This is a genomic window from Acinetobacter sp. WC-141 (assembly GCF_000313935.1).
Classification (GTDB): Bacteria; Pseudomonadota; Gammaproteobacteria; order Pseudomonadales; family Moraxellaceae; genus Acinetobacter.
Genome location: NZ_AMSS01000043.1, coordinates 141,498 through 154,514 on the forward strand (window position 1 = coordinate 141,498; position 13,017 = coordinate 154,514).

A 13,017-nucleotide genomic window follows, 5' to 3' on the forward strand; every position below is an offset into this window, starting at 1 on the left:
CTCAAAAAGTATATTATGCGAGATATGACTCATTTTTTAAAGTTTTAAATAAAACACTTTTACCAAAAAAAAATTTATATATTTACTTTGAGTTTTTACTTAATAAATATTCTTTCAAAATAATTGCATGGTTATTCTCTACATCTTTTGCTGAATATAAAAGCGTAACTGTATGTTCTGCTGCGATGTGTTGTAGCTCTTCAACTGCGGGGTTTGTTTCAAGTTCTTTTAAATAACGCTGCTTAAATTCTTGCCAATGATCAGGAGTTACTGCATGGAACCACTTTCTAAGTTTAATTGAAGGCGCCACTTCTTTTAACCACAAATCCAAATGAGCATTTTCCTTACTAATTTCCCTACTCCATAAACGGTCAACCAAAATTCGCTTACCGTCACTCGGGTCAGCAGTTTCATAAATTCTTATAATTTGGATATCCATTTCTGACACCTACTCAGCTTAATCTAAATATCATTGGCTTAATCATCACATTGATTTGTCTTCCTCTACAATCTAAATCTTTTGCGCTAAATATTGTCTCAATTTGCCATTATTTATTAATTCAGGCATATAAATTGCTTTTGAATTCGTTATTATTTTATCAAATGGTAAAAAATGAAATATTATATTTATCCATGTTCATCTCAGGAAGATGCCCCATATCTGATTATGTCATCTGGGTTAGGTGGTCATGCTAGTTTTTGGAGTCCACAACTCGAATTATTAAGTGCACATTTCAACGTCGTGACTTATGACCAAGAAGGTTGTCATCAAGACAGTGCTTTATTACCTTCACATTACCATATGTGTGATATGGCAAATCAAGTACTACACTTATTAGAACATCTTCAAATTCATGAGTTCCATATGATCGGGCATGCTTTGGGCGGCATCATCGGAATGGAACTCGCAAAGCAACTACAATCCAGCTCAATTACCATGCTCAGCCTGACACTGATTAATGCTTGGGATATGCTAGATATCCATACGCAAAAATGTTTTGATGCCCGTATCACATTGTTAGCATCGGCAGGTGCTGAAGCCTATGTGCGTGCACAGGCATTATTTTTGTATCCTCAAGCATGGATTTCTCAGAATCATAGCCACATTAAAAGTACTGAAGATATTCAACTCCAAGGTTTTCCGCCCAAGACAAATGTCTTTGCCCGACTCAAGGCATTAATGAATTTTCAATTGCAGGCAGAGCACGTACAGGCACTACAAGACACTGCAATTCATATCATTGCCAATCAAGATGATTTTTTAGTTCCAGTACATAAATCACAAGATCTTTTTACCAAACTCGGTCATGGTCAACTCTGCATTTTACCTTCTGGTGCCCATGCTTCCACAGTGACCGAATCTCAACAACTAAATCAAACTTTCATTCAATTTTTCCATAGCATTAAGGCCTTATCATGAATGCAAAAACATTAAACATTGTAGATCAACTCTTTTTAGAAGCTAGAACCCACAGCACGTGGTTAGATAAAGCCGTCAGCCCCGAGCAAATTCAACAAATTTATGATCTGGTCAAAATGGCACCGACTTCTGCCAACTGTAGTCCTGCTCGTTTTGTATTTTTAACAACACCTGAAGCTAAACAAAAACTCAAGCCAGCATTGTCGTCTGGCAATGTAGAAAAGACGATCACAGCTCCTGTCACTGTTTTGGTTGCAACCGATGCAAGATTTTATGACAAACTACCAGAACTATTTCCGTATGCTGATGCAAAATCATGGTTTACATCAAGTGAAGCCGTAGCACATGAAACAGCCTTTCGTAATAGTTCATTGCAAGCTGCATATTTAATTATGGCATGCCGTAGTTTAGGTTTAGATACGGGTCCAATGTCTGGTTTTGATGCGAAACAAGTTGATGAGCTATTTTTTGCAGGGACAAATCATCATATTAATCTCATCATTAACATCGGCTATGGCGACCCTCAGAAAGTTTATACACGCCTTCCCCGTTTAAATTTTGAAGAGGCTTGTCGGGTGGAATGAGTTAAGTCCATAACACCCTCTTCAATCTCAAAAGAGAAATACTTTAGTTCTACACGGCGACTTCAATGTCGCCTTTTTTGTTCTGCTGTTTTAAAACATTGGATGTCATACACACTCCAAAAGTAAAATTGATCAAATGAAGCACAATGAAGCAAGTTAGTTTCTCCTTGGTGCATAATTGCATTATTTTTTACCATTTGATAAAAACTATACCAAACAATAAATACAATGCATTGATAAACATATAAATATAAAAGTTGGCACGCACTATGCATTATTAAATATACAAACAAACAATGAAAATTATATCGTTTATAGCTTTCAGTTCGACTTCCTAAACTCACGATGGGGAATCAAGATGAAGATCGGCATTTTTTGTCCAATTGGAAATAATGGCTGGCTGCTTTCAGAAAATGCGCCGCAATATAAACCTACCTTTGAATTAAACAAACAAATTGTACAGCGTGCTGAACACTACGGTTTTGACTTTGCCCTTTCCATGATTAAGTTACGTGGTTTTGGCGGAAAAACTGAGTTTTGGGACTATAACCTTGAAACATTTACCCTCATGGCAGGTCTCGCTGCTGTCACCAGTAAAATCCAAATTTATGCAACCGCTGCAACACTAGTCATGCCTCCTGCAATTGTGGCACGTATGGCATCGACCATAGATTCGATTTCCAACGGTCGCTTTGGATTAAACGTCGTGACTGGATGGCAAATGCCTGAATATTCCCAAATGGGTATGTGGCCCGGCGATGAATATTTTGCTAAGCGCTATGACTACTTATCTGAGTATGTCGAAGTTTTGCGTGAACTTTGGGCAACCGGAAAATCAGACCTAAAAGGCGAGTTCTTCCAGATGAATGATTGTCAGGTAAAACCACAGCCTCAAGCTGATATGAAAATTATCTGTGCAGGACAATCAGATGCTGGTTTAGCTTTTTCCGCAAAATATGCTGACTACAACTTTGTTTTCGGAAAAGGTTTAAACACACCGACAGCCTATGCCGAAATTAATGATCGCTTAAAAGTTCAAACCGACAAAACTGGACGCAATGTACAGACCTATGTGTTGTTTATGGTAATTGCTGCCGAAACAGATGAAGCTGCAATGCAGAAGTGGCAACACTATAACGATGGTGCAGACATGGAAGCTATTCGTTGGCTACAAGACCAAGGTGCAAAAGATAAAGTGTCTGGCACTGACACCAATATTCGCCACATGGCCTCTAGCGTTTCTCCCGTCAATATCAATATGGGCACCATTGTTGGCTCTTTTAAAAATGTCGCAAAAATGCTTGATCAAATTTCCGAGATTAAAGGGACAGAGGGAATTTTGTTGACCTTTGATGACTTTTTACAAGGCGTAGAAGATTTTGGTCAACGCATTCAACCGCTCATGAAATGTCGTGAAAGTGTCGTTACCGAACTGACAGAGCAAGCCGAACTAACTGTTTTGGAGAAAAGTGCATGAATGAAATGTCTAATATTGTATGTGCAGAATTCACGGCACAGATTGGTACAGGCAAAGTGTTGAAAGCCGAACCTGAACATATTCAATTAGCCGCAGAACAAACTGCGCTTATTGTCATTGATATGCAAAATGCCTACACCTCTTTAGGTGGGTATTTAGATTTAGCAGGTTTTGATGTATCAAAGACTAAACCTGTAGTCGAAAATATTAAAAAGGCGATCGATGCTGCACATAGTACAGGGATTCAGGTCATCTATTTCCAAAATGGTTGGGATAAAAACTATGTCGAAGCTGGTGGTTTAGGCTCACCAAATTTTCATAAATCCAATGCCTTAAAAACCATGCGTAAATGTCCCGAATTACAAGGCCAACTTTTATCTAAAGGCGGTTGGGACTTTGCTTTAATTGATGAGTTACAACCTCTTCCACAAGACATCATTATTGAAAAGCCACGTTATAGCGGTTTCTTTAACACGGCGCTCGACAGCATTTTACGTGCCCGTGGCATTCGTAATTTAGTCTTCGTTGGTATTGCCACCAATGTATGTGTCGAGTCGACCTTACGTGATGGTTTCTTTTTGGAATATTTCGGTGTTGCACTTAAAGATGCTTGCTATCAAGCCGGACCTCAAGAGGCTCATGACGCAGCCCTATATAACATTAAAACTTTTTTTGGCTGGGTATCTGACACCAATAGTTTTATTGAAACCTTTAGTTCGGCATCAACATTGCTACAGCAATCTGCCTAATTGATACATTTAATTTTATCTAAATTTTTTGATTTGGAGCATCTTATGTCTAAACAAGTTGTTATCCCTAAAGGAACATCGGCACCACTTGCACCCTATGTTCCTGCAACCAAAGCAGACAATATTGTGTATGTCTCAGGCACATTGGCTTTTGATGAAAATAATAATGTGGTCTGTATTGGTGATGCTGCAGGACAAACTCGCCATATTTTAGAAACGATCAAAAAAGTGATTGAAACTGCGGGTGGCACTATGGATGACGTAACTTTCAATTCCATTTTCATTAAAGATTGGGCGGACTATACCGCAGTGAATACGGTATATGCAGAATATTTTCCGGGTGACAAACCTGCTCGCTTTTGTATCCAGTGCGGCTTGGTGAAACCCGATGCCTTAATTGAGATTGCATCGATTGCCCATGTGGGATAAACGATGTCACTGATAAAAACCTTTCAGCATCATAACTGATGTGATGTTTTAGCCTCGATTCATTGTAATGATCATGCATTGAGGTTGGAGAGCAATCATGCAAAAAAGAGAAGAGAAACAGGTTTTAATTCCATCTACTGTTCAGCAGGCTCAAACATGTTCAACACATTTAGAAGTAGATCAGCATACTTTTAGACAAGGCATGTCAAATCTTGGTGCAGCAGTGAATGTCATCACGACGGATGGGCCTGCAGGACGAGCAGGTTTCACAGCATCCGCTGTATGCAGCGTAACCGATACACCACCGACACTGTTGGTTTGTCTAAACCGCTCAGCATCAGTTTTTAATACTTTCAAACAAAACGAGGTGCTTTGCGTCAATACATTAGCTGCTCATCAAAGTACGCTATCTACAATATTCGGCGGGAAAACGCCAATGCCAGAACGCTTTGCTCATGGGGAATGGAGCAAGCTAATCACTGGCTCACCGATTTTAGATGAAGCGTTGGTGTCATTTGATTGTGAAATTGTGCAAAGCATGAGCATCGGTAGTCATGATGTCTTGTTTTGTGCAATCAAAGCAATGAAACACCAAAGTGGACTTAATGCACTTATGTACTTCAACCGCAGTTATTGCGAATTACAAACAGCATGCTAATGCAGATAAAAAATGAAAAAGAGGATCTGTTATGCGAACAAAAGAATCTTGGTTTCCTAAATTTAAGCCGCACACAGGTAATTTAGAAACTCCCGTAAAAATTGATGAATATCTTCCTCCTGGTAAAAGTATTGTTTTGGGGTTACAACATGCTTTTGCTATGTTCGGAGCGACTGTTTTAGCTCCATTACTCATGGGCTTTGATCCGAACCTCACCATTTTTATTACTGGTATTGGCACCATCTTGTTCTTTTTAATTACTGGTGGGCGTATGCCTAGCTATCTCGGATCAAGCTTCGCCTTTATTGGCGCAGTCGCCGCAGCCACAGGCTATGCAGGGGTTGGATCAAATCCAAATTTAGCTGTGGCGCTTGGCGGTACAATCATTTGCGGTTTGATTTATGCATGCATCGGTTTAATTGTCATGAAAACTGGAACTGCATGGATTGAAAAACTCATGCCACCCGTGGTCACTGGTGCAATTGTCATGATTATTGGTTTAAACCTTGCACCTGTAACAATTAAAAGCGTTTCGACAAATAGCTTTGATACATGGATGGCAGTAATTACCATTTTGTGCATTAGTGCCGTTGCCGTTTTTACAAGAGGTATGATTCGCCGCCTTCTATTACTCATCGGGCTGATCAATGCTTATTTTATTTATTTTCTACTCACCAATATTTTAGGGTTAGGCAAACCCATCGATTTTAATGTGATCAGTCAAGCTGCATGGTTTGGCCTACCAACTTTTCACTCACCTGTTTTTAATGCCAAAGCTATTTTATTGATTGCACCTGTTGCGCTTATTTTAATCGCTGAAAACTTAGGACATTTTAAAGCTGTTTCTGCCATGACAGAACGTAATTTATCTCCATATATGGGGCGTGCTTTTTTTGCCGATGGAATTTGTACAAGTTTATCAGCTTCTGTTGGTGGCACAGGAATGACGACGTATGCTGAAAATATTGGTGTGATGGCGGTAACTAAAGTCTATTCAACGACTATTTTTGTGGTTGCGGGACTATTTGCAATTCTACTCGGCCTCTCTCCTAAATTTGGAGCAATTATTAGTACCATTCCTGTTGCTTTATTAGGCGGTGCGTCCATTGTTGTCTTTGGCTTAATTACTGTTGCTGGAGCAAAAATTTGGATCGATAACAAAGTTGATTTCACTAAAAATAGTACTTTAATTATTGCAGCAGTCAGCCTGATTATGGGTGCTGGTAATTTAAGTCTACATATTGGTCCACTTGACTTAGGAGGTATTGGAACTGCAACACTTGCAGCAATTATTCTTAACCTATTACTCAACAGAACGGAAAAATTCCAAAGCCAATCTATTGAAAAATCAGTAGAACCGCTTAATTCTGTCCCACATCTCTAATTCTGGAGAAATTCCTTGATTCAAAGTGTTTCATTTATCGGTTTAGGTGCAATGGGATGGCATATGGCTTCCCATTTAACCCAAGTATGTAGTCAAGTCTATGTTTGGAATCGTACTTTCGCTAAAGCAAAGCAACATGAACAAACCTTTGGTACTCAAGCTGTAGACCTGACACAAGCTCTGCAAGCAGATATTATTTTTTCATGCCTACCTACTAGCCAAGATGTAGAAAATTTAATTGCGGATTCTCAACTAAAACAAGGCTGCATTTGGGTAGACTGCACAAGCGGTGTTCCAGAGACTGCAAGAAGACTCAGCCAACAGCTCAAATTAAATGGAGTTGATTATTTAGATGCACCAGTTTCAGGTCAAACGATTGGAGCTGAACGAGGAACTCTCACAGTAATGGTCGGAGGTGACGAGTCTGCTTTTAAAAGAGCAAAACCAATCATTCAAGCATTTGCTAATTTAGTTGAATATGTCGGTGGAAGTGGTGCTGCATTTGCAGTGAAAGCCATCAACAATACCTTAATGGCAACACATCTTTGGGCGCTGGCAGAGGGGTTGATCATCCTTAAATCTCAAGGCGTAAATTTACATTCCGCAATGAACTGTATTAACTACTCTAGTGGCAAAAGTAATGTTTCAGAACACATCATGATGCAACGTGTTTTAAACCGCAAATTTGAAAAAACTTTTGCTTTAGATTTATTACAAAAGGATATTGGAATTGCACTAAATCTCGTTACTCAAAATAATTTGGAACTTCCAGCTTTTAGTCTTATTCAGCAACAATTTAATCAAGTTTCCAAACCCGATGCACAACAAGTCGATTTTTCAGCAGTAATCAAAATATTGGAACAACAAAACCAATTAGAACTATGTTAAGAGTAGGTCGAGCGACCTACTCTTTTTATAAGAAAAGCAGAGTGACTTTATTGGTCAGGAATATCTGCTTCGATTAACAATGTCAGTAAAGATAAGGATTCTTGCCATCCCAAATAGCAGGCTTCTACAGGAATAACTTCAGGTATTCCTTCTTGTGTAATATGTACTTCCGTACCCACCATTACAGTTTTTAAAGTAATGGTGACTTGCATAGTTCCCGGTAAATTTGGATCATCGAATTGATCGTTATAGCGAATTAACTCGTTTGGAACTAATTCAACATATGTTCCCCCAAAATCGTGTGTTGAACCTGTTGAAAAATTGGTAAAACTCATTTTATATGAGCCACCCACATTTGCATCAAAACTATGGACCTTTGCAGTAAAACCGTGGGGCGGCAACCATTTTACTAAAGCGTCTGGATCTAAAAATGCACGGTAAACTCGCTCGGCTGGCGCCTTAAACACGCGATGAAATTTTACTGTTCCTGTTGCCATCATATTCTCCTTATTTTAATTTCTTTTAAATTATCGAAATTATACTTATTAGCTTAAACCTTCAGATTTATCCAAACGTATATTTTTGGTTTTTTTTAAACAAAATAGTTTTTCTGACAAAATCAAATTACGAAAACTATGGCTGATTTTTTACTAAAAATGGAGCAAAATAGTCAGCAATCATAAAGAAACATATTGAATTTGAGATTAATCATGAGTCTACTCGCTTTCTCCTCATATGCTTTAAACGGTGTAGATGCACAGAAGTTTTTACAAGGCCAAGTTACTGTAGATACTGAACGTTTAACTGAAAATGAAACTCGCTATACAGCCATTTGTGACCTAAAAGGTCGTATTCACTTTGGACTCTGGCTAAAAAAGATTAATGCTGAAAGTTTTGAAATTGTAGTTACTCAAGATCAAGCAGAAGAATTTGCTAAACATATTAAAAAATATGGTGCATTTTCAAAAATGACCTTAACTGAACAAGGCACTGTATTTCCAAAAATTGCAAGTCATCAAACTGAGTTCTCTACACAAGAAACCGATATATCTGACTGGCAAAAACAAGCCATTATGACTGGCCAAGCGTGGATCACACAGGCAACTGAACATGAATTCCAGCCACAAGAATTGCGTTTACATCAACGTGAAGGTGTCAATTACGATAAAGGTTGTTACCTAGGTCAGGAGATTGTGGCGCGTCTTTGGTTTAAAGCAAAACCAAAACATTGGTTACATGTCGTACAAGGTACAGGTGAAACACCTGCCGCAGCAACTCAATTACATAATGATGTTGAAGTCGTTAATAGTATTGCAAATGATGATGGCTATCTGGCTTTAGTGGTGGCTAAACCTGCTGCTTTACAAGAGCTAGGTCTTCAAGTTCTTGAGTTACCAGAAGCTTTAAGTGGCGATGTTGCAAGACCACAATAATAATTTTTGTTAGTTCGAAATGCCCACTTCTAAGTTTGTGGGCTTTTTTATAGATACAAAATACTAATGAATTCATTAGATTAGAACGTCAATTTTTTAAGTTTTATATGCCATCATTATCCCTGTTGAAATTAAAGAGAAAAAAGATGAAATCTAAACTTGCTACACTCATGTTGAGTTTGGCTATTTTCGGTTCTGCTCATGCTGATGTTAAAACACTTGAACAAAATCTTAAGACGAATTATCCAGACTTGCCTGTAAAAGGTGTATATCAATCGCCTGTACAAGGCATTTATGAAGTGTATACAAGCGGCCGCATTGTCTATACCAACCAAGATGCCAAATACTTTTTTGTTGGTAACTTAGTCGACATCAAACAACAAAAAAATATGACAGATGAACGAATTGCCGAATTGGGTAAGATTGATGTTAAAAGCTTACCGCTCAATCAAGCGATTAAATATGTAAAAGGTAAAGGCGAACGTACGATCTATATCTTTAGTGACCCAGATTGCCCATATTGCCAGCACCTAGAACAAAATATGGTTGGTGTTGATAACGTAACGGTATATGTGTTCCTTTATCCTCTCACTAGTTTGCATCCAAACGCCGAAAAAGTATCTAATCAAATCTGGTGCTCAAAAAATCCGGCAGAAGCTTGGACGAACTATATGCTTAACCGCAAATTACCGACTAATAGCAAAAGTTGCTCAAGCCCAATTCAGAAAAATATCGCTTTAGGCAATAAGTTAAATATTGATGGAACACCGACTTTGTTCTTACAAAATGGTCAAAGACTCTCGGGTGTACCAAGTGATGCTAAGCAAATTGAAGCATTACTCAATTCAGCAAAATAAGAATATTACCCACTCTGGTTTATTGACATGAGTGGGTATTTTTTCTCCATAATTTGCCCAAAGTGCAGCGCTTTATATACAAATCGGCTGTTTACTTTCAGCAATCAATATCTATGATGAGAAATTGAAACTATTTAATGCATCAATGGAATGATGTAGCTACGAAGTAAAAGGTTAAAAAGAAATGAAGAAATTACTAATCGCAAGCCTAATCACCCTTTCAAGTGCATCAATTTTTGCAGCTGATAACACAGCGACTGCTGCTAAAGCCGATGTTTTCAAACAGGCTGAACAACTCTACGCAGCAAAAAATTACTCTGCTGCATTTCAGGAAATGCAACGTCTAGCCCAAACAGGTAATGCCCAAGCCATCTATAACTTAGGCTATATGACTCAAATGGGCCAAGGTACAGCAAAAGATTCTTCTAAAGCTATTAAATATTATGAAGATGCCTCTAATAAAGGCTATGCCCAAGCAAGTTACACGCTTGCACAAATTTATGAGACTGGTGAATTAGGCGTTGCCAAAGACAGCAACAAATTCAGTCAATATATTCAAAAGGCATCGGTTCAAGGTTCTGATGATGCAACTGTGAAAATTGCGACAATTTTATTTGCTCAGAAAAAACCGCAGTCACATCAAATTGCTCTTCAAAAGTTAGCGCCTTTAATTAGAAAGGGTAATTATCCTGCTACTCAGGTGAAAGCACTCTATGATATAAGCCAAGGTGTGGAGAATAAAAATCCACTCATGAAACGCCAAGGCATCGAAGCCCTCCAGTCAATTGCGCAGAAAGGTTATGCTCCTGCGTCGATGGCTTTAGCAACCATGATGGCGAATGGCAATATCATTCCGCAAAATTTACCTGAGGCCAAAAAGATCTTTACTGAACTTGCCAATCAAAATGTTCCCAACGCTAGAGAATCTTTAGCTTCGGTTGATAAGATTATTGCAGAAAAAAGTAAACAGGCTGCTAATGCTCCAGTACAGCCAACACCCAAAAAATAGTGAATGATTAGCCCCTTATGGGGGCTTTTCTTTTACCACCACAAAGCAATAAGTCCGCTAACGCCAATGAAACCAACAATCGTACTAATCATAAGCGGCGTTAATGCTTTTTCATTTAAACCATAGGCTTGTCCAAAAATTCCGAAAGCAATCGGCATGGGTAAAGCAGCAATTAATGTTCCTGCGTAAAGCATCTCACGACTTACATCGGGCGTTATTAAAAAGAGAGAAAAAATCAAGGATGGCATGAGGATAACTTTAAATATCGCCAACAAAATACTTTCTGTATTTACTGTTGTGATTCCAATACCCACTAAACTCCCACCAATAGCAAATAAAGCCAAAGGCGATGCCGTGCGCCCGAGTAACTCTAGAGACTGATCAAGAGTTGTAGGAAGATTAACATCGAAAAGGATGCATCCCATGCCAACCAAAATAGCGATAATGACAGGATTTTTGAGTAAATTTAAAAAAGTCTGTTTTAAAAGCGGTAAAAGATTTTGTTGTTGATGTAATCCCGCTTCAGCCAAAATGAGCATGAGTGCCACAATCAATAAATTTTCAATAATTAGGGTTAAAGAAATATAGATTGCTGCATGGTTACCAATCAACATGGTCAAAATAGCAGTTCCCATAAATCCAGTATTGGACATAGATGCGCCCATCGAGATAACGGCGCTATGGGTTAAGCTATTTTTAAAATATTTTCGATAAAGAATGAAAGCCAAGAAAAATAAAATTAAAGACCCACCGCCATAAGCAAGAAAATAAGCTGGATGCCAAATGTCTTGTAAATTTTTATTTGCCAATGAATGAATTAAAAAAGCGGGTAAAGAAATTTTAATTACGAATGCGCTAAGTGCCCTGATCTGTTCAGGCGTTACCAATTTGATGAGGACACAAATATAGCCCATCAATAGCAATATCAAGATAGGTAAAATAACCTGAAAAACCACTGACCGTCCTCACTTAGCGAAAGAAAAATGGGCAAAGATAACTTTGCCCAATACAATTAAAAAGAGTGAAAAAGCTGCTTTAATCCATGAGGTTGGCAACGTAAGTACTGAGGCGCAATTTTAACTTCTGCACCTAAAGCCGCAGCTGCATGCCAAGGCCATCTTGGGTCATACAACATTGCACGAGCAAGACCAATAGCATCAGCTTGCTGGTTTTCCAAAATTTGTTCGGCATGTTCTGGCTCAGTAATTAACCCTACAGCAATGACGGGAATAGACACATGCTTTTTGACTTGTTCAGCAAATGGAACTTGGTAGCCTGCCCCAATCTTAATAGATTGATGCTCGTGTAGACCACCACTAGACACATGCACATAGGCTGCACCCAATTGCTCTAAAGCTTTTGATAAACCCACTGTAGATTCAACATCCCAATGCTCGATACTTTCTAACCAATCGGTCGCAGATAATCTAACACCTACAGGATAACCTTCAGGTACAGCCAATTTAATTGCTTGAAGAACCTCAAGGGTCATACGCATACGGTTTTCTAAAGAACCACCATATTCATCAGTACGCTGATTGGCAATTGGCGATAAAAATTGATGTAGTAAATAACCATGCGCAGCATGAACTTCAATCAACTCAAACCCAGCTTCAACCGCACGTTTTGCAGCCGCTGCAAAGTCTTGTTGAACCTGTTTAATCTCAGCAATGGTCAAAGCATGCGGTGCGGCGTCATGAACCGAAAAGGTACTTTCACTTGGAGCAACCGTTTGCCAACCATGAGGTTGATCTTTTGCAATTTGACCTTTGCCTAACCACGGCTTTTCAGTAGATGCTTTACGCCCTGCATGTGCTAACTGAATTCCAAATGGCATCGGTGAAAGTGTATGAACCTTAGCTAACAATGCTTTGATTTGGTCACGTTGCTGATCATTCCACAGGCCAAGGTCAGCATAGCTAATCCGACCTTCAGGTTGTACAGCAGTCGCTTCTACAATACAAAGGCCTGCACCAGACAATGCATAATTTGCCCATTGCTGTTCATGCCAATAAGTAATTTCACCATCATCTGTAGCCGAATATTGGCACATCGGAGCAATTACAATTCTATTGACCAGTTGTAGTGAACCAAAGTTAACCGTTTCAAATAATTTTGCCATTTTTAAT

Annotated in this window: 15 protein-coding genes and 1 pseudogene; 12 read left to right on the plus strand and 4 right to left on the minus strand. The window is 38.8% G+C overall.

The window, feature by feature from the left end:
* Positions 1-82 precede the first annotated feature (82 nt).
* Positions 83-439 (minus strand): DUF488 domain-containing protein, encoded by a 357-nt coding sequence (locus ACINWC141_RS06825; protein ID WP_009389701.1) that lies wholly within the window; start codon positions 437-439, stop codon positions 83-85.
* Positions 440-613: 174 nt separating this feature from the next.
* On the opposite strand from ACINWC141_RS06825, the gene rutD reads away from it, so the two are divergent.
* From rutD to ACINWC141_RS06865, 8 genes are all read left to right on the plus strand, one after another.
* Positions 614-1,420 carry a pyrimidine utilization protein D gene (gene rutD, locus ACINWC141_RS06830; protein WP_009389626.1) on the plus strand — a complete coding sequence of 269 codons (807 nt, stop codon included), beginning with the start codon at positions 614-616 and terminating at the stop codon, positions 1,418-1,420.
* Positions 1,417-2,004 (plus strand): malonic semialdehyde reductase, encoded by a 588-nt coding sequence (locus ACINWC141_RS06835; RefSeq protein WP_009389423.1) that lies wholly within the window; start codon positions 1,417-1,419, stop codon positions 2,002-2,004. Before rutD ends, ACINWC141_RS06835 begins: the two co-directional genes overlap by 4 nt.
* 358 nt (positions 2,005-2,362) lie before the next feature.
* Positions 2,363-3,481, plus strand: a complete 1,119-nt coding sequence (gene rutA / locus ACINWC141_RS06840; protein ID WP_009389665.1) for a pyrimidine utilization protein A — start codon at positions 2,363-2,365, stop codon at positions 3,479-3,481.
* Entirely contained in the window at positions 3,478-4,230 is a 753-nt protein-coding gene (rutB, locus tag ACINWC141_RS06845; RefSeq protein WP_009389718.1) for a pyrimidine utilization protein B, read from the plus strand. Before rutA ends, rutB begins: the two co-directional genes overlap by 4 nt.
* A 45-nt stretch (positions 4,231-4,275) precedes the next feature.
* Positions 4,276-4,659: a pyrimidine utilization protein C gene (gene rutC, locus ACINWC141_RS06850; protein ID WP_009389486.1), complete on the plus strand. Its 384-nt coding sequence runs from the start codon at positions 4,276-4,278 to the stop codon at positions 4,657-4,659.
* A 97-nt stretch (positions 4,660-4,756) separates the two neighbouring features.
* Positions 4,757-5,317 (plus strand): NADH-dependent FMN reductase RutF, encoded by a 561-nt coding sequence (rutF, locus tag ACINWC141_RS06855; protein ID WP_009389491.1) that lies wholly within the window; start codon positions 4,757-4,759, stop codon positions 5,315-5,317.
* Between the two features lie 31 nt (positions 5,318-5,348).
* Positions 5,349-6,701: a pyrimidine utilization transport protein G gene (gene rutG, locus ACINWC141_RS06860; RefSeq protein ID WP_009389480.1), complete on the plus strand. Its 1,353-nt coding sequence runs from the start codon at positions 5,349-5,351 to the stop codon at positions 6,699-6,701.
* A gap of 15 nt (positions 6,702-6,716) precedes the next feature.
* Positions 6,717-7,589 carry an NAD(P)-dependent oxidoreductase gene (locus ACINWC141_RS06865; protein ID WP_009389700.1) on the plus strand — a complete coding sequence of 291 codons (873 nt, stop codon included), beginning with the start codon at positions 6,717-6,719 and terminating at the stop codon, positions 7,587-7,589.
* A 47-nt stretch (positions 7,590-7,636) separates the two neighbouring features.
* Here the strand turns inward: ACINWC141_RS06865 and ACINWC141_RS06870 are convergent, their stop codons facing one another.
* Positions 7,637-8,089 (minus strand): SRPBCC family protein, encoded by a 453-nt coding sequence (locus ACINWC141_RS06870; RefSeq protein WP_081400044.1) that lies wholly within the window; start codon positions 8,087-8,089, stop codon positions 7,637-7,639.
* 38 nt (positions 8,090-8,127) lie between these two features.
* On the opposite strand from ACINWC141_RS06870, the pseudogene ACINWC141_RS20050 reads away from it, so the two are divergent.
* The 4 genes and pseudogenes from ACINWC141_RS20050 (at position 8,128) to ACINWC141_RS06885 (ending at position 10,888) form a co-directional block, all read left to right on the plus strand.
* Positions 8,128-8,243 (plus strand): annotated as a pseudogene (locus ACINWC141_RS20050) (hypothetical protein).
* Positions 8,244-8,299: 56 nt separating this feature from the next.
* Positions 8,300-9,022 (plus strand): CAF17-like 4Fe-4S cluster assembly/insertion protein YgfZ, encoded by a 723-nt coding sequence (ygfZ, locus tag ACINWC141_RS06875; protein WP_009389383.1) that lies wholly within the window; start codon positions 8,300-8,302, stop codon positions 9,020-9,022.
* 146 nt (positions 9,023-9,168) lie between these two features.
* Positions 9,169-9,879: a DsbC family protein gene (locus ACINWC141_RS06880; RefSeq protein WP_009389633.1), complete on the plus strand. Its 711-nt coding sequence runs from the start codon at positions 9,169-9,171 to the stop codon at positions 9,877-9,879.
* Between the two features lie 184 nt (positions 9,880-10,063).
* On the plus strand, positions 10,064-10,888 hold the full coding sequence (locus tag ACINWC141_RS06885; protein ID WP_009389488.1) for a tetratricopeptide repeat protein: 825 nt from the start codon (positions 10,064-10,066) through the stop codon (positions 10,886-10,888).
* Between the two features lie 32 nt (positions 10,889-10,920).
* Here ACINWC141_RS06885 and ACINWC141_RS06890 read toward each other — a convergent pair whose 3' ends face one another.
* Entirely contained in the window at positions 10,921-11,844 is a 924-nt protein-coding gene (locus ACINWC141_RS06890; RefSeq protein ID WP_009389356.1) for an AEC family transporter, read from the minus strand.
* A gap of 56 nt (positions 11,845-11,900) precedes the next feature.
* The gene (locus ACINWC141_RS06895; RefSeq protein ID WP_009389651.1) at positions 11,901-13,010 is read right to left on the minus strand and encodes an NADH:flavin oxidoreductase/NADH oxidase; all 1,110 of its coding nucleotides are present in this window, start codon (positions 13,008-13,010) and stop codon (positions 11,901-11,903) included.
* Positions 13,011-13,017: the final 7 nt, after the last annotated feature.

Coding starts and splice junctions, on each gene's coding strand:
- ACINWC141_RS06870 (WP_081400044.1), bottom strand. CDS start 8,089: ATGATGGCAACAGGAACAGTAAAATTTCATCGCGTGTTTAAGGCGCCA.
- ACINWC141_RS06895 (WP_009389651.1), bottom strand. CDS start 13,010: ATGGCAAAATTATTTGAAACGGTTAACTTTGGTTCACTACAACTGGTC.
- rutD (WP_009389626.1), top strand. CDS start 614: ATGAAATATTATATTTATCCATGTTCATCTCAGGAAGATGCCCCATAT.
- rutC (WP_009389486.1), top strand. CDS start 4,276: ATGTCTAAACAAGTTGTTATCCCTAAAGGAACATCGGCACCACTTGCA.
- ygfZ (WP_009389383.1), top strand. CDS start 8,300: ATGAGTCTACTCGCTTTCTCCTCATATGCTTTAAACGGTGTAGATGCA.
- rutF (WP_009389491.1), top strand. CDS start 4,757: ATGCAAAAAAGAGAAGAGAAACAGGTTTTAATTCCATCTACTGTTCAG.
- rutA (WP_009389665.1), top strand. CDS start 2,363: ATGAAGATCGGCATTTTTTGTCCAATTGGAAATAATGGCTGGCTGCTT.
- ACINWC141_RS06885 (WP_009389488.1), top strand. CDS start 10,064: ATGAAGAAATTACTAATCGCAAGCCTAATCACCCTTTCAAGTGCATCA.
- rutG (WP_009389480.1), top strand. CDS start 5,349: ATGCGAACAAAAGAATCTTGGTTTCCTAAATTTAAGCCGCACACAGGT.
- ACINWC141_RS06825 (WP_009389701.1), bottom strand. CDS start 439: ATGGATATCCAAATTATAAGAATTTATGAAACTGCTGACCCGAGTGAC.
- ACINWC141_RS06835 (WP_009389423.1), top strand. CDS start 1,417: ATGAATGCAAAAACATTAAACATTGTAGATCAACTCTTTTTAGAAGCT.
- rutB (WP_009389718.1), top strand. CDS start 3,478: ATGAATGAAATGTCTAATATTGTATGTGCAGAATTCACGGCACAGATT.
- ACINWC141_RS06880 (WP_009389633.1), top strand. CDS start 9,169: ATGAAATCTAAACTTGCTACACTCATGTTGAGTTTGGCTATTTTCGGT.